Below are 21389 nucleotides of genomic sequence, written 5' to 3'. Positions count from 1 at the left end.
GCAGCCGTTCACTTACACTTTTTCGTTACAGGGTTTAATTTACACCAGCCGCCTGCTTACTTTTCTCTTTGGCTGCCGCTTTTAGTTCTTTTGCCTCGCCTTTCAGCACTTTCTTTTCGGCCTTGTCCATTTTCCGATCGGCCTTGGCCATTCTCGTTTTCGGATCAGAAATGCCCTTGACCTCTAATCCCTTGTGGGTTTTGGCTTCCATTCTGTACTCCTGGGCCTTAGCCACTTTCTTTTCGGCTTTCATTTCTTTTTTGGCCGCTTTTCCTTCCTGAACAGCCTGTGAAAACCCGGGTTGTGCTACCGCTAGCAGCGCGCATGCCGACGCGGCAATGATTAATTTTTTCATAACAGTTGACGTTTTGTGTAGTGTACTCAATCGTGTAAGGTATTGTAATGATTCCTAACAGACACAAAACAATTTTGTTTAACAGGCTATTAGCTGATCTTTTTATTCTACAATATCTATAGAAACTAAATAAATTAAGTTAAATAGTTTATAATCAACACATTACTCTGCGAACACCAGTGAAATAAATAGCAACGCGTTTTAAGAAGTTTAAGCAATTTAGTATGTGTCTAAAAAAGTAGATCCATTTATGTAATCAATAGCCGTGTATCATTCATATGCGTAAACACAGCTCATTTAGACGCTGGGATAGCCACTAACATAAAAAGGATGCCCGGCACCGGGCATCCTTTTTATGTTAGTGGCCAAAAATGATTAGTTATCTGTGGCTAGATTATTCAAGGCTAGCTCAGACGACGAGATTGGCCAGATATAACCGGGTTCCGTAGCTGCTTTAGCGGGCACCGTTCCTTTTGCTGGAATCGTTTGCAACAGGCGAACCAGATCATTATTCCGTAGGCCTTCGCCCAGAAACTCGATTCGTCTTTCCAACAGAATGGCATTGGCCAGATCAGCTGAGGTGGCAAAGTTGGCGGTCGTAAATGTTGTTGCAGCATCCGAACGGTTCCGAACGGCATTCAGCAGGGCAACCGCCTGCGTATCGACCGTATTTGTACTACGAACCTTGGCTTCAGCCAGATTCAACAATACTTCGGCATACCGGATAACAGGTACATAATCCGTAAACGGACTCGGAGCTTTATACTTGATGAGCCAGTTTTTCGCGGCAGCACCCGTACCCGACTGCTTTACAAACGCACGTCTTTTATCGGTAGCTGTCCAGGTAGGCTCCGCGATAATTCCTTTCGGGTTAAGCGAATACTCGCCGTTTCCTACACCCCCATTGGCGACATTTGGCGAAAAATAATAAGCCAATTGGTTCTGCGTACCCGGAAAATCACCCGTTGTGGTGGTCATGGGCATCGAGAAAATCGATTCCGTCGTCGTGTAGTTTGTAAAGATGGTAGCAATATCAGCCTGCAAGGCGTTGGCCACACCCGTTGGCGCTTTGAAAGGCGCCGTTGCGCTAACAATTTTATTGGCTTCCGTAATAACACTAGCGTAATTCTGCATGCTTAAATACACGCGTGTTTTCAGCGCAATCGCCGTATTCTTGTGCGCCCGGGTTGTGTTATCGGCAGCCGTAGCGTAGGTTGATGGTAACCCTGCTTCGGCTTCGTTCAGATCTTTCAGCACCTGTGCGTATACTTCAGAAACGGTACTACGAGCCAGATTCGATTGGCCAACGCCCCGAATTCCGTTTAACCGCAGGGGTACACCCGGCTTGCTGCCATTTCCGTCGACATAGGGGCGGGCGTAATACTGCAGCAGGCTATAATAAGTTAGCCCTCTGATCAGTTTCGCTTCTGCAATGTATTTAGCTGCGGCTTCAGCACCCACTACGGTAGTCCCGCCGGCTTCCATACCATCCAGAAATATGTTACACTTATTGATGGTCAGATACGCGTAGTACCACAGGTTTACAACCGCCGTTGAACTGTTGGTTGCATTGAGGCTCCAGACGTCCGAACCCGTAACGAGGTTAGAGGTTTCGTTAATGAAATCTTCCCCCCGAATATCGCCATAAACGATATACCGGCCTCCGTAAAAATTGCCATCTTTCAGGGCACCATAAAGCGACAGAAGCTGCGTTTGTACACGGGTTGTGGTGCTAAACGCCGATGCATCCGATACCGACGTTTGCGGGATTGGGTTAAGCAAATCTCTGTTGCAGGAACTGACTCCTATCAATAGTAGACAGATGATTGCCGAATAATTTATTCTTTTTTTCATGATATCGTTTCTTGTCAGAATTAGAAGCCAGCTTTAAGACCAACCGTGATGGTACGGGCATTACCAATTGTGTTCCGGTCAACACCCTGGCCACTGGCGCTGCTGGCACCATTTGAAGATACTTCTGGATCTGGACCCGGGTATTTCGTCAGTACGGCCAAATTCTGTCCGCTTACGTAAACCCGAAGATTGCTCATTCCGATTCTTGTCACCAGCGTTGTTGGCAGATTATACCCCAGCATGACACTTCTAACTTTCAGGAAGTCGCCTTTGAACACGTTAATATCCATAGGAATAGACGACCCATTGGAAACGTTGTCGTTGAAGACAGGCTTCGGATATTTTTTACCCGTATCGCCTTCTTTCTGCCAAGCATCGGTCAGTACATCACGGGCATTGTTCCAGAAACGCTGATCGTGCAAACCAGAATTGGTACCATAATAGACGCTGAAACCCAGTTGATAGGTTAGCAGTACACTCAAATCGAAGTTTTTATACCTGAAATTGTTGTCCCAGCCACCATACTGCTTTGGGTTCACATTGGCGTACATGACCGCATCGGCCGCCTGGGTGATGGACGTTCCACCCGAAGCATTCACGTAGCGGGTTTTGCCATCGGGCGTAGTCGAGTAGTTGTACTCGCCAGGAGCCGCATAGTATTGGTAATAAACACTTTGTCCGGCAGAGTTGATGAAAATGCGTTTGCCCGTTGCCGGATCAACGCCACCCGTACGAACCACCCATAACTGTCCGAGCGAATATCCAGGCGCCGTCTGGTTTACGGTTTCCAGAGACGATGTAGACGTTTGGAGTACGTTCAAGCCAGGCGCTAACGCCGTTACTTCGTTTTTGTTGAAGGTTATATTAAAGTTAGAATTCCACTGGAAATTTTTGGAATTGATAACACGGGCATTGAAGGACAACTCAAGACCCTTATTATACATCTTTCCAACGTTTTGAGGAGGATATGTAACCGTTGTTACTGGACCGGTTGGGCCGGGTATCCCGGTAGAAGGAGCCTGGGCGACATTAAGAATTAAGTTATCAATATCGTTTTTGTAATAGGCGACCTCTCCCGTAATCCGGTTATTCAGCAAGCCAAACGAAAAACCTACGTCTGTTTTCGTACTGGTTTCCCACTTCAGACTTGGGTTCCCCACACTTTGGAAATAGAGTGTGGAGGCTCCACCGTATAAACCAGATCCATACAGCGAGTAAGGTGTGTAATCATTGATACCGCCAATGTTTCCGACTTTCCCGTAGCTGCCCCGAATTTTGAAACTACTGAACACATTATCAAGATGGGCATTCTTCCAGAAACCTTCCTGGGCAATTTCCCAACCTGCCGATGCACCATAAAAAGTCCCTTTTTTCACGCCAAGGGCCGAGTATTCATCCTGACGCAAGTTGCCACTGAGGAAATATTTCTCCTTGTAATTGTAGTTCAGTCGTCCGAAACCCGATAATAGGTAGTTCTCGGTATACAGCAGACTGGACGCGTTACTGGTAACCCAGCCTGCCTGAATAACCGTATAATTTGGATCAGACAGGGTTTGACGGTTCAATCCGTAGCCGGTTTGCGTAGTCCGCTGCTGTTCCTGACCGAGTAGTAAACTTACGTTATGGGCACCGCCGAATGAGTGATCAAACTGGGCCGTATTTGTCCACAACCAGGTTTTCAATTTACGGAAGTTGCTCGTTGCGTTACCCGAAGAAGCATACCCATCACTGCTGACAGGCGACTGGAACAAGTCGTTATCTACCAACAGATAGTCGATCCCGTAGGTACTCTTCAAGGTGATCCAGTTCAGCGGTTTAAACTGGATATAGGCGTTGGATTGAACGTGGTTGTTTTCCGTATTCGACCGGTTCTGATCCAGCATCGGGAGCGGGTTAGGATACGAAATGGATGTACCCACGATGTTATTGGCGTAACCTATTGCCGACCCGTTCAGGTTATAGGTACCATCATTGTTATACGGCGACAGAATCGGAGGCAGTACCAGGCCAACACGACCTAAACCGCTGGTGTTGTAAGCTTCTCCGTTCAAAGAGCCTGATGTCCCGGAAGACAGGTTTTTCTCATTCGAAAAGGCTATTTTACCACCTACAGTAAACAGTTTGCCTAGTTTACTATCGACGTTGAACAACACGTTCATCCGATTAAAATCATTCCGGCGAAGGATACCCTGCTGCCCCGTATAACCGACGGCAAAGTAATAGTTTGTGTTTTCGCTACCTCCCGAAACATTCAGGTTATGGCTTTGCGAAACGCCCTGGCGGTAAATGTAGTCATACCAACGGGTGTCAATCGGGTTGCCGTTCGCATCGTTGGTTTGCGTAAATTTTACAGCAGAAGCCGTTGGGTTGTTGGCAACCGCCTGCGATTTGAATTTGATGTATTCGCTCGCATTCAACATCTCAGGCAGGCGATAGGTATTCGAAAACCCTAACCAGCCATCGTAGTTCACTTTTACTTTGCCCGATTTTCCGCGTTTGGTCGTAATAAAAACAACGCCATTGGCTGCCCGGCTTCCGTAGATGGCTGTGGCCGCAGCATCTTTAGCAATATCCATGCTCTCAATGTCATTGGGATTGATACTGGCCAATGGGTTACTGGGCGCGTTGGTAGAACCCTGATCACCAGTAAACGTAGGCACGCCATCCACAACGATCAACGGATAAGAGCTAAGCGAGATAGAATTTGTACCCCGAATCCGGAAAACGGGAGGATTATTCAGTACACCATTGGGAACCGTAACCTGTACACCCGCTGTGCGGCCAGCCAGTCCTGATTCAAAGCTTTGAATGGGCATTTGCGCAATGGCCGATCCTTTTACGGAACCAATACTACCCGTTGCATCCTGCCGGGTTTGGGTGCCATACCCAATCACAACGACCTCACTCAATTGCTGCGAATCCCCTGCGAGGGAAACATTGATCGTTGTCTGATTGCCTACAGCAACTTCCTGACTTACGTAGCCAATGAAGCTGAATACTAACCGGCTGCTGGGTGCAGACGTTATTTTGTAATAACCCTGCGCATCGGTATTTGTACCTTTTGTGGAGCCTTTTACCTGTACAGTTACTCCAGGTAAAGGAGACCCGTCGTCTGATGAAGTGACACGTCCGCTGACTGCTACATCCTGTGCCAGCACGGGCAAACAGAAAAGTAGCAAAAGAAGCCAGCTTCCCAATAAAATTTTGCTCATAAGATGATGAAAATTAAAATATGTGGTAAAACCCTATTACAGGAATACAAAGTTAATTCATGAAACATGAGTTATCATACTTTTCCGCTAAGGATTTTTGCAATATTCCAATAATTCTACTTTTACTAAGAAAAGAAGGGAATAAAATTTTACAAAATATGAATTAAACGAAATATATAATGTCAATTGAAAAGTTAGTTGAAACTTAAGCAATACTTGGTAGTTAATAGCAGTGAAACCTATGACAGCTTATGTAATTAATTGACTATTTAGAAAAATAAAATTAACTCGGCTTATTTCGGTCAATATTACCTAACTGCCTAACTATCAACCTCCAATAAACCCGTATATACTTAAGTGTAAAATAGCACATAACTAAATAAAATATTTTATTTAGTTATTATTACTCATTTAAATCAAAAAATATAAAATTTATTATTATTTATCATTTTTCAAAATATCAAAATAAATTATTAGTACTGCTAATTTTTATCAAAATTTTATATCAATTTTCTCTCTTTTATTAAAACTTTATATCATAGTAAGATTTGTATTATTCCCTGTAACTACTCATTACCTTCGTGGTGTAGAGCAGCGCATAACGTTTACCATAACAAAACATGGTTGCTCACTTTTCATTGGTTGTTCACCCGAAAGAGCAACTCGGCGGTGTCCTAACAAAAATGCCCAACCGGCATGAAGCGAGTTAGGCGTTTTTGACCTTAGTGTACCGAAGGCGTCCTCTAATTTACAGGCGTACCTTTTAAGTTGGTTTCCAGATAATTCGTGTATTGCTGAAACAGTAAAAGCTGCGTACCAGCGCTATAAGCAACACCATGAGCACCGGGTGGATAAATTCTGAGATCGGCATCTTTCCCGGCGTCTTCAAGCGCATTTACCAGTTGGAAGGTATTCCGAACGTGCACATTTTCGTCCATCGTTGAGTGGGCAATGAACATCTTACCGGCAAGGTTCTTCGCGTAAGTCGACACAGCACTGACCTTGTACTTCTCTTCATTTTCGGGCAGCAGGCCCATGTAGCGTTCGGTATAAATCGAGTCATAAAGCCGCCAGTCCGTTACGGGAGCGCCGACAAGAGAGACCTTGAATACACCCGGATGGGTCAGCATCGTATAGCTGCTCATGTACCCGCCGTAGCTGTGCCCACGAATGGCCATCCGATTGGCATCTACCCAGGGTTGTTTGGCCAGGTAGGCGGCTGTTTCGGCGAAGTCCAGGCTCTCGTATTTCCCCAGCTTTTCATAGACTACTTTCTCAAACTCGCGGCCATAGCCTCCACTGCCCCGGTTATTTACCCCAACAACGATATAGCCCGTTTGCGCCAGCCATTGATGCCAGCCCGTGGTGGCAAAATCGTTATAGACCGACTGCGCTCCCGGGCCGCCATAAATATCCAGCATAACCGGATACTTTTTCGTCGGATCGAAGTCAAGCGGCTTAATGATCGAAATGTCGATCTGCTGCCCGTCAGATGTTTTGAAGCTACTTAATTCTTTAGGCGAATAGTCGTGACTGGCTATGTAATCTGCCACCCGCTTGTTCGTTTCCAGCGCTTTGATCAGTTGGCCTTTCGTATCGCGCAACTCCACCTGCGTGGGAGTCGACACGTTCGAATATTTGTCGATGAAGTACTGTCCATTAGGCGAAAAGTTGACCGCATGCCGACCCGGTATGGTCGTGAGCCGACGCTTATTTTTACCATCCACATCCGTTACAAACAACTGCCGTTCCATGGGCGATGCTTCTGTAGAGGTAAAATAGACTTTTCTGGTTTTTGGGTCGATATGATGAACATAGCTGACCTCCCATTTGCCACTGGTTACCGCATTGAGCAGTTTCCCGGTATAATCATAGCGATACAGATGGGCAAATCCATCCCGATCCGACACCCAATAAAACTCCTGAACACCCGCCGGAAAGTAAATCAGGTGATTGATTCCCGCAAAAAAGTCGAACACATCCACCCAGGTCGTCGACTTTTCTTCCATAATTTGTTTGGCTTCGCCCGTGCGGGCATTGGCCATAAACAGACGTAAATGATTCTGCTTGCGGTTCAGGTGCATCAGGGCAAGTTGCCCTTCCTGCGAAGTCCAGTAAATGCGTGGAATATAACCATCCTCCAGATTTACCTTCATCCATTGCTTTACCCCGCCTGGATTGGCCCCGCCTGGATTGGCTTTGTTGGCAATCTCAATCACACCAATACGAACTGTCGGGTTTTTGTCACCAACGCGCGGGTAGGGCAACGAGTCAAACTTTTCATCGAAGCCTTTGTAGTCCGTCAGTTTGTAAGTCGGAACCTGCCGCTCGTCGGACTGCCAGAAGGCAATGAACTTACTATCGGGCGACCACTCCCAGGCTTGGGCCAAACCAAATTCTTCTTCATAAGCCCAGCCAAATCGCCCGTTATAAAATGCCGCTTTGGCATCGTCGGTGAGTTGAGTTTCTTTTTGCGTGACGAAATCAAACACAAATAAATTACCACCCCGCTCATACCCAACCTTGCTACCATCGGGAGCGAGCTCGGCTGTCTGTGCATCTTTGGCCACTAGTTTCAGGCTCTTGTCAGCTACGGAATAAACGTAGTAATCGGACACCCCCGACCGCCGATACACGGGCCGGAAATTAGCCTGAAACAAAATATTTTTCGAGTCTTTTGACCATTGGAAAGACCCGTACGCAAACGGCTTATCGGTACCCGGAAACTTCAGTTGGCTCCCGTCGAAAATAACCCCCTCTTTTTGGTCCTTCGGGGATAGCGTCTTGATTGTATTCTGCCCATCAATGAACGAGAATTTAGTGCCGCCTTCGATCCAGTTTACACTGCGTGGGCCTGGTGAGCCAGCCAGTTGTCCGCCAGAAAATACGGCTTGTTGAAGATTTGTGTACCGTTGTTTGGCCTGTTGTGCGGTTGCCAGATGAGCAAACAGCAAAGCCATACTAAACAGCCAGCTGACTTTATTTCGATTGGTCATGAAGTGTATATTGAACTTATCAAAGATTCAAAGCTACTAAAAAAATGGATTTCATTTTTTACGGCAGATACCAGATTCTACTTGGGCCAGGTTACTTTTTTTAAGTATATTTCACGTTAAAACTTATTCATTTTTATTCACCGACCAACTATCTTACCTATGATAAACAGGTACTCCATCGTTGGCCAACGTATTCCTTATGTATGGATACTCTGGTTAACCCTGCTGTTTTGTACAAGCACATTCGCACAAAACGCACGCTTCACGATCAAAGGCCGCGTTACTGACGCGGACAAACTCGCGCTCCCCGGCACCACCGTGGTGATTGTTGGCACAACCCTTGGCACCACAACCGATGCGGATGGTAATTACACGTTCCCCGTAACTCTAAAACCTGGCCCGATAACGCTTGCGTTCACCGCCATCGGATACGAAACGCTTCGGCAAAACGTAACGCTCGGCAATGCGGAGCAGATCACAGCCAATGCTGAATTAGCGGCTGCCACAACCAATCTCGATGAAGTTGTCGTTACGGGCTCTACCCTCTCGGCACCCAAGCGCGAATTAGGCAACGCGATCAGCACGATCACCGGCTCAGCTTTACAGCAGAGCGGCTCGGCTAACCTGATCAATTCGTTGCAGGGCAAAGTACCGGGGGCTCAAATTACCCAGAACTCCGGCGACCCGGCGGGTGGCATCAGTATTCGTTTGCGGGGTATCAAATCGCTGGTTGGCTCATCGGATCCATTATATGTTGTGGATGGGGTGATCGTGAGTAACGCCAGCACCAACGTGTCGCAACTGGCGCTCTCCAATGATGTAGGCAATGCCAACGTAGGCCAGAACCGCCTGTCGGATATTAACCCCGACGATATTGCCACGCTAAACGTCATTAATGGCGCTGCCGCTGCCGCTCAGTATGGTTCACGGGCGGCCAATGGTGTCGTTATTATTACCACCAAGCGTGGCCAGACGGGCAAGGCACAAGTTTCGTTTTCGACGTCTTTCAACATCAATGAATTGCGTAAAAGCGTACCGGTCAATACGTATGGCAAGCAGTTTGGCTTTGCGGCCTTGCGGCTGTACCCAATCGGCGGTATTTCGGCGGCTCAGATTGCGGCCAATCCTGGCACAACGACGACCAATATCTACCGCGATGGGGCTTATACACCACTCGCTACGAATCTGGTCGATGTGCAGCGGTACAACTATTTCGACCAGATTTTTCGGACCGGCTACGGCACCGATAATAACCTGTCTGTTTCGGGCGGTCGCGACAATACACAGTATTACGTATCCTTTGGCTATTTGAAAAACGAGGGCATTATCAAAGGCACCGACTTCACGCGCTACAACCTCCGCGCTCGTGTCGACCAGCGGCTCGCCAGCTGGGCCAAAATATCGGTGGGGCTGAGCTACATCAATAGCCTGTCTAATGAGAAAGCCAACGGGAATGTGTTCTATAGCCCGATCAATTCGGTGAACATCACGAACAATATTTATGACATCACCAAGCGGGATGCCGCCGGCAACTTACAGGCCGTTGAGCCCACGCGCGTGAATCCATTGTCAACGATCGAGGATATGAAGTTTTCGCAGTCGGTGAGTCGCACCATCAACAGCGTCCAGTTGAACCTGACTCCTCTAAATGGACTGAGCGTCGACTACATTGTAGGGGTTGATGCCTATTCGCAGTTCGGCAAAAACTACATTCGCCCGTATCCCTATCAGGCAGTAGCCGGTTTACCTGCCGCCCGCTATCCGGGTGGCTTTGCGGCCACGGCAACCAACCAGTCGCTACAGTTTAATAACGACCTGAACGCCACCTACGAGCGGCAATTCAGCGATAAGTTCAAACTGAATGCCGCAATAGGGTATAGCTACCAGTACTTTCAGGCCGACTACACGATCAACAGCGGCCAAAATTTGTCGCCCTTTATCGAAACGGTCAGTGGAGCCAGCAATACAACCTACGCACTCGCCTACAACTTAGATCGCTTCAGCTTGAGCGGCTTATTTGCGCAGGCTACGTTTGGCTATAAGAATCTGGCGTTCATTACAGGAGCCGTTCGTCGCGATCAGTCATCGAAATTCTCGCCCACGCAGACCAACCAGTATTATCCAAAAGTGAGTGGTTCATTCATTGTGTCGGACCTTGATTTCTGGAAAAATATCTCTTCCAATAACGTCTTCAACAGTCTGAAACTACGGGCCAGTTATGGCGAAGCGGGTAACCTGTCGGGTATTGGCTCCTACGCTCGTTTTTATCAGTTCAACCCGGTCGGTTTCCTGGGCAAGAACACCGTTGTGCCGGGAACACAGCTGGCCAATCCCGACGTACAGCCTGAACGGATGGGCGAACTCGAAGGGGGCGCTGATCTGTCGTTCCTGAGTGGCCGGATTGGGTTGGGCATAACTGCTTATCATCAGAAAATTACAAATCTGGTAGTTAACCGGACGCTGGCACCAACGACGGGCGGAACAAGCATCGTCAACAATGTCGGCGAAATGGAGAACAAGGGCTTTGAAATTGTTCTGGACGCAACGCCCATTAAGTCCAAAGACTGGAACTGGGATGTTACCTTCATTTACAACCACAACCGGAATAAAGTCCTGAGCCTGGGTGGTCTGCCCATTATCAACCCCGATGCTTCGTCGGCGTCAGGAACACCGGTTAACCTGATTGTTGGGCAACCAGTGGGGGTCTTCTACGGCAGTGCCTATGCCCGGAATTCCGATGGCACTCTCCTGCTTTCACCTTCGGGCTTTCCACAGTCCGAACGGGCCAATGGCCAGGGCAATGGTGCCATTGATTACGTACCCGCCCGCAACTCCGATGGCTCGCTTGATGTCAGCAAGCCAACAGCCAACGTCATCATTGGCAACCCAAACCCAAAATGGACAGGCTCGTTCAGTACCAATCTATCCTACAAAAAGCTGACGTTGCATGTGCTGCTTGACATGGTTCAGGGTGTCGATGTCTTCAACGCCGATAAGCGTACTCGTCAGGGCGTAGGTCTGGGCGACTATGCCGAACAGGAACTACGCGGTACCTTACCGCGCGGCTACATCTTTGGCGTCTATAATACGCAGGAATTCCGGGTCGATCCGGGTTCATACACTAAGCTGCGTGAGGTATCGCTCAACTATACGCTGCCTACATTTATCAAGAGTATCAGCCGGCTCAACATAGCGTTCGTTGGCCGTAACCTGTACTCCTGGGACAAGTACACGGGCTTCGACCCGGAAACCAACGCAGGAGGCAACAATGATCTCTTACGTGGTATCGACTTCGGAAACGTCCCCATTCCACGCACCTATCAACTTAAACTGTCGGCGACATTTTAATCATGAAAAAAACACTGATACCAATCCTCCTTACGGGTCTTATGCTCACGCAGAGCGCCTGCAATAAGGAATATCTGAATCCCAGCTCCATTAGTCAGGCGCAGGCCGTTAGTTCGCCGGACGGGCTAATGACGCTTTGCAATGGCCTTCAATACCGCTATACGACGGGTGGAGCGTTGAGCGTATTATATGCCAGCACCGCCGGTAGTGGTCTGACGACGCGGGAAGATTTCGTGTTAAATGTAGGCAATGCCGATGAAGCGAATCTGGCGCTGGGTGCCAGCAACGTCAATAACATCAATAGTGTAGTTCGTAATCTCTGGACACAAAGTCATCTGGTACGCTCAAACGCCGAACTGATCCTGGCCAATACGGGTGTGGTATCGGATGCCGGGACAAAAAGCGGCATTGTTGGCTATGGGTCGATCTTCCGGGCGTTATCACTGGGCACACTGGGCCTATTTTTTGAGCAGTCACCAATCACAACCGGTAACAATGTTCCGTTTGTGCCTCGGGCGCAGGTGTTCAAAGAAGCGATCACCACCCTCGAAACAGCGGCCACGCAGGTCGCCAGTGCACCCGTTTCGGCTGATTTTGCGGGGAAAATCGTGACTGGCATCGACATTGCCAACACCATTCAGGCCCTGATTGCCCGGTATGCCCTGTTTTCGGGTGATTATGATAAAGCCCTGGCGGCTGCAGCAAAAGTTGATCTGAGTAAAAAATCGGTTTTCAACTTTGATGATAACACGCGCAACCCATTGTTCGAATACACCTTTGGCAACCTGAACGTGTTTCAGCCAACCAATGCCAGCCTTGGTCTGACAGGTACGCTGACGCCCGATGCAGCCGATAAACGGATTGGTTTTTTAACTAAAGTAAGTTCGAATCCGGCGGTTGCGCCAGTCATTGCAACGGCATTCTATACAGCCAACAACGCAGCCGTTCCGGTTTATCTGCCCGGCGAGGTTTTGCTCATTCAGGCCGAAGCGTATGCGCGTAAAGGTGATCTGGCGAACGCCGTGACCTCGCTCAACAAAGTGCTGACGAAAACAGCGACTCAGGATGCCTTTGGATTAGGAGCCGCGTTGCCCACTTATTCGGGTGCACAAACGGCCGATGCTATCTTGACGGAAATTTACCGGAATCGCCAGATTGAGCTGGCTTATCAGGGATTTCGCCTGGAAGACAGCCGCCGGTTCAACCGTCCGGGACCCGGCGCAACCGGTGCCGAACGGAACCGGAATTTCTTCCCATACCCGTTAACGGAGCGTAACAACAACACAAATACGCCCACCGATCCAGCAAACTAAGCGCAGTAAAACAGGAAAGGGAATCGGGAGACGATAGGAGTTACTACTTCCTTGTGTCTCCCGATTCCCTTTCCTGTTTTACTACGCTTAGAATTTTACGGGTAAGCCCGTTCGGGTTGATTCGTAAATAGCCTGGAAAAGAGCTACGACCTTCCGGCCGTCTTCGCCCGTTACGGAAGGCGCCCGACCAGCGCGAATAGCCTCGCAAAACTCAGCGATCTGAATGCCGAAATAATGGACGGTCGCGTCGATTGTGTTGAAAAATGCAGTATCGTCGGCAATGAATTGCGCCAGTAAATTTTCCTCGCCCGGTATTGTCCAGAGGTCATTGACGGGTGGATCGGTAATGGTCGACATACCGGCAATAAACAACGCTCCACCATCCGTTTGAATACCTACCGATGCCCCGTTTTGCCCATGCACATGGACTTTTCCGAAGATGCCCGGCTTCTGCGAATTGCTGACGATGATATTGCCCAGACCGCCATTTTTAAATTTCACGATGGCCAGAGCGGTATCATCCACCTCAATGTAGGGGTGGTTCAGGTTGCGCCAGACCCCATATACTTCGTCGATTTCGCCCATGTACCAGAGCAGTAAGTCCAACTGGTGGGGCGATTGATTGACCAGAACGCCCCCACCCTCTTCGGCCCAGGTTCCACGCCAGGCATCACTTTGGTAGTAAGCCTCGCTGCGCCAGCCCAACATTTGAATCGTTCCGAGTACCGGTGTTCCTAGTTTACTCGCATCAATGGCTTGTCGGATGCGCTGGCTGGGCTCATAAAACCGGCGCTGGCTAATGACGCCCAACTGACGGTTATTGCGTTTGGCCGCGTCGATCATGGCATCACAGTCTTCGAGCGTCGACGCCAGTGGCTTCTCGACCAACACGTGCGACCCGGCATTGAGGGCCGCCACGGTGGGTTCACGGTGGGCCGGGTGGGTTGTGCAAACAAGGCAGAGATCGACGTTTTCCCGGTCGACCATATCGTACACGTCGCTATAAGCGCGAATACCGTATTGATTGGCGAAGTCTTCCGCTTTTTGATAGGTACGGCCATAAACGGCAACTAATTCGGCATCGGGTGTTTCCAAAACGGCTTTCGCGTGGAGATGGGCCACTTTACCGGGGCCAATGATGGCAATGCGTATGGGATCAGGCATAGTTTTAAAACGTATTCCAACGAAATGCGTTTTCTGAAGGTCTTCTACTCAAAGGGACTCAAAAAAGCCTGCTCCTTATGGCTTCAAGACGACTTTGATCAAGCCCTTCTCTTTAGCATAAAGTCGTTTGAACCAGTCAGCCCCTTCTTCGAGCGGCACTTCGGCGCTCAGGATCGCTTCGACATTGATCCGGCCGGATGAGATCAGGGCCAGTGCGCCTTCGTATTCGCCGTTGATGGCGCAGGAACCCTGCAACCGCAATTGTCGGGTCACGACGGCTTGTAATGGAATCTCGACCGTGGGAGCCAGATTGCCAACCAGTGTCACGGTCGCACCTTTCCGGACGCAGTCAATGGCCGTTTTAACCGTTGGGCCAGCCCCCACAACTTCAAAGGAAACATCGGCCCCACGACCGTGCGTAAGATTTTGAACCTGAGTGAGTACATCAGCCTGCTGAGGGTCTGTGGCTCCGGCATTGATCGTATGCGTAGCGCCCAGCTTCTGCGCCAGTGCGAGCCGGTCATCGTCTAAATCGATGGCAATGACGGTCCCACAGCCAGCGAGTTTAAGCGCCTGAATAACAAAAAGCCCAATCATGCCCGCGCCAACCACCACCGCTGAATCATTGATCTGAATGGGTGTCAAACTGACTGCATGAAGTGCCACCGCCACCGGTTCGACCAGCGCGGCCTGGGTAAAGCTGACATTTTCGGGAATAGCGTAAAGAATATGCTGTGGCACCGCGACATACTCGGCAAAGGCACCATTGCGCTTGAAGTCCGGCGTCGACACACCCACGACTTCGCGGCCGTCGCTGAGGTTATACTGTCCCCGCCGACTATACCAGTCATCGAGGGCATACACCGTTGAGTCGAAGGTAACGCGGTCGCCGGTGGCCCAGTTGCGTACATCACTCCCTACTTCGGCGATAATTCCACTGGCTTCATGTCCCATGACAATAGGCGGAATGCGCCGACCGCTGCTGCCATCCATGCCATGCACATCGGAGCCGCAAATGCCGACAGCCTTCACCCGAACCAATACCTCGCTGGGCCGAATAGCTGGTTTAGGAACATCCTGTAAATCGAACTGATTATATTGAGTAAGAACGAGCGCTTTCATGAGTAGTGCGAACATCCTGTCCGCTGGAATAATGACTTTTTCGTTTTATAAAGCGGCCAGCCTGTCGGAATGCCGCATCACCGCGTTACTGTTTCTGATAAATCTTAACGAATGCGTCAACGGGTATCTGTTCATAATCACCGGCCTGTAAGCTCGGATTAATTTCGTAGGTAACAACCTCATCAATCGCATCCGGCGTTTCACCAAACAATTTGCTGGTAGCGACAGCGCTGTATTTCTTCTTAATCCGAATCAGGCGCAAATCAGGCTCTTTTCCCCAGGCAGGATTGTCACCTAACACTAACTGGATTTTTGCCCAATCGTTAAAAAAGTATTCCTGTAGTAAGGGAATAATCCGGTTACGGAATACGTCGCACAGATCAGCGTGGGTTTCAACGCCGGTTAAATAGGCATGCCCGATCTGATGATCACGATCCAGTAAATACTCGATTCGTTCGTTGATTGTGCGTAGCAACTGACTCAAGTCGACCTCACCAATGACGCCCAAAAGGGATGGGTCGGGCAGCATTTCGCGAAACGAAAATCGTCGTCGCAGAGCAATGTCCAGCAGAGCAATTGATCGGTCGGTGGTGTTCATGGTAGCCACGATGAACAGATTCGACGGTACCCCAAATCGCTCCTGCGAGTAGGGCAAGGTCAACGAAAGTTCATTCTCAGCACCAAGTCGTTTGTCGGTTTCGAGGAGTGTAATCAACTCACCAAATACGCTGGCGACATTGGCCCGGTTGACCTCATCAATCAGCAAATAATAAACGGGCGCTTTTTTCAGCTTCCGGCTTCGGTTTTCCGGCGAGTCGTGCAGGCAATCGGCCAATGTGCCATAACCCGCCTGCTGAACGGCACAAACACAGGCTTTATAAAAAATCCCCTTACGGATCCGGTAGCTCATTTGCCCGTTGAACACTTCCGGCCGAATCCCCTCCACAAACTCTTCGTAGCTGTAGGATGGGTGGAACGTGATAAATGCGTTATTCTCCCGCAGATACGGCTGCAACGCATGCGTCTTCCCCGTACCGGGTGGCCCAAACAGGATCAGGTTTTGCGACTGAGCAGGTTTTCCCGGCTCAACGTCATACTCCGCTTCCGGCTCTTCGACGGCCATACCGTCCAGCAACCGGTCGTTTAGCGTCGGGTCGTCAGCCAGCCGCATCAGTTCTGTCAGAAAAGCTTCGTCTTCGGCCGCCCGATACACATCGGCGTTATGACGGGCAGAATGTGGTCCCCGCTTGCTACTCTCGACCAGTTCGAGCAGGCAGTCTTCCCAGCAGGTCCGCAAAGCGGGCTGGTAAAGCAGGTGAACATTCGATTGACCAATGATGACGGCCAGGTAATCGGACTTTTCGGTTAGTGGCTCGAAAACCAGTTCTTCTATACTGTTCAGCCGATCCTGACAGGATTTCTTAACCGTCAGGTGATACTCTACTTCACCCCCACGTGGCGTCACACGGCGTGGTCGCTGGATGCGAAGTGCCTGAAAATAATTGATATTGGCAATGATCGCCGTTTTTTCCTGCCGCACGGTGAATGCCAGCCGGGCATCGCCATTGGGCAGGTTGACAATATCGATCAACTCCTTCAACAACCCAAAGAACCGCCGGACAGCTTCGGGATGACCAATGTCACGAATACGGTCAATGAGTGTTTGTTGCGGGGTATCAGTCAAAACAGGAAAGAGAAATTGTCGTTTACGAATTTACGAGATTTTGGGTGGTTTACCGTTAATTTATTTGATGTACTGACAATCAACTCCTACGCCAAATAACTGCCAATACTCACTACATCGGCAAACACACCGGAGGCCGTTACTTCGGCGCCGGCGCCAGGACCTTTTATCACAAGCGGCCGGTCTTTGTACCGTTCCGTGGTGAAGGAAACAATGTTATCCGCACCAGTCAGTTGATAGAACGGGTGATCCGCGTCGACTGGCCGGAGGCCGATTGTCGCTTTGTTGTTCTCGAAGCTGGCAACGAATCGAAGTTTTTCTCCCCGCTCGTGTGCTTCGCGAAGTAAGTTCTCGAAATAATCGTTGTTGCGTTCCAGTTCCGTAAAGAAAGCCGGAATCGTGGGCGCGTCCAGGCACGACTGCGGCAAGAGATTGTTGATGGTTACATCGTCCGGTTCCAGGGGGAAGCCTGCTTCACGCGCCAGAATCAGGATTTTCCGGGCCACATCCTGACCGTTTAGATCATCGCGGGGATCGGGCTCGGTATACCCCTTTTCTTTAGCCTCCCGCACAACATCGGCAAAGGAAAGGCCGGGCCGGAAGGTGTTGAAAATGAACGACAGCGTACCCGACAGGATTGCTTCGATTTTCAGGAAGCGATCACCGGAGGTCATCAGCCCCTGCACCGTGTTGATGATGGGCAAACCAGCACCCACGTTGGTCTCATAAAGAAACTTAACGCCCCGGTTAAGGGCCGTACGCTGCAACCGCCGGTATTCACTGTATGAGCCGGAATTAGCTACTTTATTGGGCGTGACAACCGAGATGTTGGCATCCAGCAGTGACTCGTAGAACTGCACAATGTCTTTATCCGATGTGCAGTCGATAAAGACCGAATTGGGCAGGTTATAATCTTTGATTTTCTCCACAAAAGCAGGTAAGGACGTCGTTACGCCGTCTGTGAGCAGGCGCTCCTGCCAGCCGTCCAAGGCAACCCCTTTCGTATCGAGCACCATCTTCTTGGTATTCGTCATACCTACCACACAAACTTTCAGCAGTTTCTCCGTGCGTAAGTATTCCGACTGATCGAAAATCTGTTTCAGCAGCGTTTTACCGATCAGGCCCGTCCCAACCAGATACAGGTTTAGGACTCTGGCTTCGGACTGGAAGAAGATGTTGTGCAGCGAGTTGAGTGCTTTGGAGAGGTTATTTTTGTTGATCACCACCGAGATGTTGATCTCCGACGACCCCTGCGCAACGGCGATAATGTTGACCCCGTTTTTGCCCAGCACCGAGAACAGTTTCCCGGCAATACCGGAGCTTTTCTTCATCCCCTCCCCAACCGTGGCAATGACCGACAAATCGCGTTCGATAGCGATGTTGTCGATATGCCCATGTGCGATTTCAGTAGCAAATTCAGCATCTAAAATAGCTTTTACGTTTTCGGCTCCACGCGGGTCGATGGCGAAGCAAATCGAGTGCTCCGAGGAAGCCTGCGAGATCAGAATAACGCTGATTTTGTGCGCAGCCAATACGCCAAATAATTTGGCTGATACGCCCGCCACGCCAATCATACCGGAACCCTGCACGTTTACGAGGGCAATGTCGTCGATACTTGAAATACCCGTTATGGTATACTGACGACGTTCGGCGGTGCGGCTAACGATGGTACCTTCGTGCGTTGGGTTGAAGGTGTTCAGCACTCGAACCGGGATGTTGCGGGCAAAAGCCGGTTGCAAACTGGGCGGGTAAATTACCTTGGCCCCGAAATGCGAAAGCTCCATGGCTTCGGCATAGGTAATGGTCGGAATATTGAACGCGTTGGGCACTTTGCGGGGATCGGCGGTCATCATGCCATCCACGTCAGTCCAGATATCGATGACGGTAGCATTCAGCGCGGCACCCAGAATGGAGGCCGTATAATCTGAACCACCACGACCCAGCGTTGTCGTCTCATTTTTCTCGGTCGAACCAATGAAGCCCGTCACCAGTTGAAGGTCAGTAACTTTGGCAAAATGATCCTGAATGAGTTGGTTGGTGAGCGTATAATTTACGTCAGCCTGCCCAAACTGCGCGTCGGTTTTAATGATTTTGCGCGCATCACAAAACTGCGCCGGAATGCCCCGACTTTTCACACATTCGGTAATGACCGTTGTCGACAGGCGTTCGCCGAAACTGGTGATCAGATCATGGGTCCGTAAGGATAGCTCCCGAATGAGCGAGACGCCCCGCAGCAAATCTTCCAGTTCGTTGATAATACCCCGAACATGGGCAAACACTTTACTCTGCTCTTTTATCGGAATCAGCGCCTTGACCACATTGAAGTGGCGATCTTCAATTCGCCGAACCAGTTCCATATAGTCGGTTTCTCCCGTTGTCGCCATGCGGCCGATCTCAATCAGCTGATTGGTAATACCGCCCATCGCCGAAAAAACGACCGTTATTTGATCACCGTGCTGCCGATGATTTTCAATGATCTGGATAACCTGCTTTATACTTTCTACGGACCCTACCGAGGTACCGCCAAATTTAAGAACCTGCATTACTACGAAAGCGAAAGAGTGAGCGAGCGAACGAGTGGGCCATCGATAAGACGGCGACTCGATTCGCGCAAGTTAATGATGACGATGTTGATGAGGGTAGTTTTGGAGTGCAAAGATAACATGGCAGGCAGATTTTCGGGTGTTTACCCGGCACGACTTTCATGGCGGTCGATGTACGGGTGGCTGGTCATCGTCAAACCAGTTGAAGCATCGGTCGAAACGAAATCCTTATCAATAGAAAAAGCGCCCGATGTTGGGCGCTTTTTCTATTGATAAAAAATCTCTTTGCCGTTAAGCTGCCGTAGGCACCACATCCGTTTGATGCAGGATAAGTAAGCCTGCGCCAAGAGCCAGCGCATCTTCGGCCAGAGCAACCAGTGGATCGGGCAACTCTTTTTCGTGCGTTAGCCAGTGTCGCAACTGAAAAAAAGCAAACGAGCCAACCGCAGCACCCAGCGCCCCGGCAAGACCACCATACGCCAACGATTGTCCATCGGCCTGCGTAAGTGCGGCTCCCGATAGAGCCCCTGACGCCAAACGACCCGATATTTGTGGCCAGCCCGTCCGATCAGGCGCACTGGGCAGTTTATCACCAATCAATTCGCCACCAGCCAGCACGGCCAGCGTGGTCGCTGTTTTCGGAGAGGTCATAAACGCTAATGGCGAATCAGACAGCGGGCCCGGCTTTATGTTCGACACGTTATGGCTTACCAAAGCCGGAGCCATCATGCTACGCATGCCAGCGATAATACCAATCTGAAAGGCCGTCAAGTAAGTTCGAATCATGATTATTTTATACTATGTATATGAAGCAAACCGGAACCAAACGCCTTTGTTCCCGACCCTCTCAATGATCTGAATGGTTTGAATAACGGTCACGAATACGTTAGTTATCCATTCTATTTTTTGTCCAGGCCATTCGTGTAAGCAGCCCGTATCTGACTTCTAAAGCACTCTTCGGGCCAGTTTCTTCATTAAAATAAATCCAAATTAGACAGGAGGCCGTAAGTGTGTCGAACTGTCTGGTCAAATAGCAGTTGTATTGACACACTTAGATTATACTACGTTATGAGCAAGCAACAGAATGAATCGGGCCTGACCATGCTTCCAGGCCAATTGGAGCCGGTGATGGTCGGTCGTCGGTTATTTCTGCGTTACGCAGGCGCTTTTGCTGCGGGGGGCGTTATTCTGGCATCCTGCAAGGATGGTGAAGAAAACCCAACGACAGTGATGGCCGCAGTTGATTTGGGAACGGGCGATGTCGGTATTTTAAACTACGCGTTTGCCCTGGAGCAACTGGAAGCCGCTTTTTACACCCAAGTTCTTACTACGCCTTACAGTGGCATGACGGATGCGGAAAAAGCCATTCTGACCGATATTCGCGATCACGAAATTATTCACCGCGAATTCTTCAAGGCAGCCATTCCAGCCGCCAGTCGTATTGCCGATCTGGTACCGAATTTCACTAGCGTCAACTTCGGTGACCGGGCCAGCGTATTGGGAACGGCCAAGGCATTCGAAGATCTGGGCGTATCCGCCTACAATGGTGCAGGTCCATTAATTACAGATGTGAATTACCTGGCGCTCGCGGGTAAGATTGTATCGGTAGAAGCGCGTCACGCAGCCGCTATCCGCGATTTGCTGAATCCAAAATCAGCCGACTTCGCTGGCGACGATGTGGTCACGCCAAGCAACGGACTCGATGTGTCCAATGCTCCATCGGTTGTGCTGCCCATCGCGCAGAACTACGTGAAAACGCAAATCACGGCCACCAATCTTCCCAAGTAAACCTGACACA

12 protein-coding genes are annotated in these 21389 nt (G+C 49.7%); 3 read left to right on the top strand and 9 right to left on the bottom strand.

Annotated elements, in window-relative coordinates:
• Nucleotides 1-34 precede the first annotated feature (34 nt).
• The 4 genes from ACYVAM_RS06425 to ACYVAM_RS06410 all read right to left on the bottom strand — a co-directional run bounded on the left by ACYVAM_RS06425 (nt 35) and on the right by ACYVAM_RS06410 (nt 8417).
• Nucleotides 35-355, bottom strand: a complete 321-nt coding sequence (locus ACYVAM_RS06425) for a hypothetical protein (RefSeq protein ID WP_461065097.1) — start codon at nt 353-355, stop codon at nt 35-37.
• Between the two features lie 375 nt (nt 356-730).
• On the bottom strand, nt 731-2209 hold the full coding sequence (locus ACYVAM_RS06420; RefSeq protein WP_461065095.1) for a RagB/SusD family nutrient uptake outer membrane protein: 1479 nt from the start codon (nt 2207-2209) through the stop codon (nt 731-733).
• A gap of 20 nt (nt 2210-2229) precedes the next feature.
• Nucleotides 2230-5421: a SusC/RagA family TonB-linked outer membrane protein gene (locus ACYVAM_RS06415; protein WP_461065093.1), complete on the bottom strand. Its 3192-nt coding sequence runs from the start codon at nt 5419-5421 to the stop codon at nt 2230-2232.
• A gap of 743 nt (nt 5422-6164) precedes the next feature.
• Nucleotides 6165-8417: a S9 family peptidase gene (locus ACYVAM_RS06410; protein WP_461065091.1), complete on the bottom strand. Its 2253-nt coding sequence runs from the start codon at nt 8415-8417 to the stop codon at nt 6165-6167.
• 159 nt (nt 8418-8576) lie between these two features.
• Between ACYVAM_RS06410 and ACYVAM_RS06405 the strand changes: the two genes are divergently transcribed.
• On the top strand, nt 8577-11765 hold the full coding sequence (locus ACYVAM_RS06405; protein ID WP_461065089.1) for a SusC/RagA family TonB-linked outer membrane protein: 3189 nt from the start codon (nt 8577-8579) through the stop codon (nt 11763-11765).
• A gap of 2 nt (nt 11766-11767) precedes the next feature.
• The gene (locus tag ACYVAM_RS06400; RefSeq protein WP_461065087.1) at nt 11768-13078 is read left to right on the top strand and encodes a RagB/SusD family nutrient uptake outer membrane protein; all 1311 of its coding nucleotides are present in this window, start codon (nt 11768-11770) and stop codon (nt 13076-13078) included.
• Nucleotides 13079-13165: 87 nt separating this feature from the next.
• On the opposite strand, the gene ACYVAM_RS06395 is transcribed toward ACYVAM_RS06400, so the two are convergent.
• The 5 genes from ACYVAM_RS06395 to ACYVAM_RS06375 form a co-directional block, all read right to left on the bottom strand.
• Nucleotides 13166-14242: a Gfo/Idh/MocA family protein gene (locus ACYVAM_RS06395; RefSeq protein ID WP_461065085.1), complete on the bottom strand. Its 1077-nt coding sequence runs from the start codon at nt 14240-14242 to the stop codon at nt 13166-13168.
• Between the two features lie 75 nt (nt 14243-14317).
• Nucleotides 14318-15364 (bottom strand): galactitol-1-phosphate 5-dehydrogenase, encoded by a 1047-nt coding sequence (locus tag ACYVAM_RS06390; RefSeq protein WP_461065083.1) that lies wholly within the window; start codon nt 15362-15364, stop codon nt 14318-14320.
• 85 nt (nt 15365-15449) lie between these two features.
• Nucleotides 15450-17048 carry an McrB family protein gene (locus ACYVAM_RS06385; RefSeq protein WP_461065081.1) on the bottom strand — a complete coding sequence of 533 codons (1599 nt, stop codon included), beginning with the start codon at nt 17046-17048 and terminating at the stop codon, nt 15450-15452.
• An 86-nt stretch (nt 17049-17134) separates the two neighbouring features.
• Entirely contained in the window at nt 17135-19591 is a 2457-nt protein-coding gene (thrA, locus tag ACYVAM_RS06380) for a bifunctional aspartate kinase/homoserine dehydrogenase I (protein ID WP_461065079.1), read from the bottom strand.
• Between the two features lie 291 nt (nt 19592-19882).
• Nucleotides 19883-20377 carry a DUF4126 family protein gene (locus ACYVAM_RS06375; RefSeq protein ID WP_461065077.1) on the bottom strand — a complete coding sequence of 165 codons (495 nt, stop codon included), beginning with the start codon at nt 20375-20377 and terminating at the stop codon, nt 19883-19885.
• A 282-nt stretch (nt 20378-20659) separates the two neighbouring features.
• Here ACYVAM_RS06375 and ACYVAM_RS06370 point away from each other — a divergent pair, with 282 nt between their 5' ends.
• A complete protein-coding gene (locus ACYVAM_RS06370; RefSeq protein WP_461065075.1) occupies nt 20660-21379 on the top strand; it encodes a ferritin-like domain-containing protein in 720 nt (239 codons plus the stop codon).
• The last annotated feature ends 10 nt before the right edge of the window (nt 21380-21389 follow it).

It is taken from the genome of Spirosoma horti, from assembly GCF_054776595.1.
This window is presented reverse-complemented; position numbering and strand designations above follow the sequence as displayed.

Excerpts from the sequence above, each read along its gene's own strand:
- ACYVAM_RS06425 (WP_461065097.1), bottom strand. The coding sequence starts at position 355 with ATGAAAAAATTAATCATTGCCGCGTCGGCATGCGCGCTGCTAGCGGTA.
- ACYVAM_RS06420 (WP_461065095.1), bottom strand. The coding sequence starts at position 2,209 with ATGAAAAAAAGAATAAATTATTCGGCAATCATCTGTCTACTATTGATA.
- ACYVAM_RS06415 (WP_461065093.1), bottom strand. The coding sequence starts at position 5,421 with ATGAGCAAAATTTTATTGGGAAGCTGGCTTCTTTTGCTACTTTTCTGT.
- ACYVAM_RS06410 (WP_461065091.1), bottom strand. The coding sequence starts at position 8,417 with ATGACCAATCGAAATAAAGTCAGCTGGCTGTTTAGTATGGCTTTGCTG.
- ACYVAM_RS06405 (WP_461065089.1), top strand. The coding sequence starts at position 8,577 with ATGATAAACAGGTACTCCATCGTTGGCCAACGTATTCCTTATGTATGG.
- ACYVAM_RS06400 (WP_461065087.1), top strand. The coding sequence starts at position 11,768 with ATGAAAAAAACACTGATACCAATCCTCCTTACGGGTCTTATGCTCACG.
- ACYVAM_RS06395 (WP_461065085.1), bottom strand. The coding sequence starts at position 14,242 with ATGCCTGATCCCATACGCATTGCCATCATTGGCCCCGGTAAAGTGGCC.
- ACYVAM_RS06390 (WP_461065083.1), bottom strand. The coding sequence starts at position 15,364 with ATGAAAGCGCTCGTTCTTACTCAATATAATCAGTTCGATTTACAGGAT.
- thrA (WP_461065079.1), bottom strand. The coding sequence starts at position 19,591 with ATGCAGGTTCTTAAATTTGGCGGTACCTCGGTAGGGTCCGTAGAAAGT.
- ACYVAM_RS06375 (WP_461065077.1), bottom strand. The coding sequence starts at position 20,377 with ATGATTCGAACTTACTTGACGGCCTTTCAGATTGGTATTATCGCTGGC.
- ACYVAM_RS06370 (WP_461065075.1), top strand. The coding sequence starts at position 20,660 with ATGAGCAAGCAACAGAATGAATCGGGCCTGACCATGCTTCCAGGCCAA.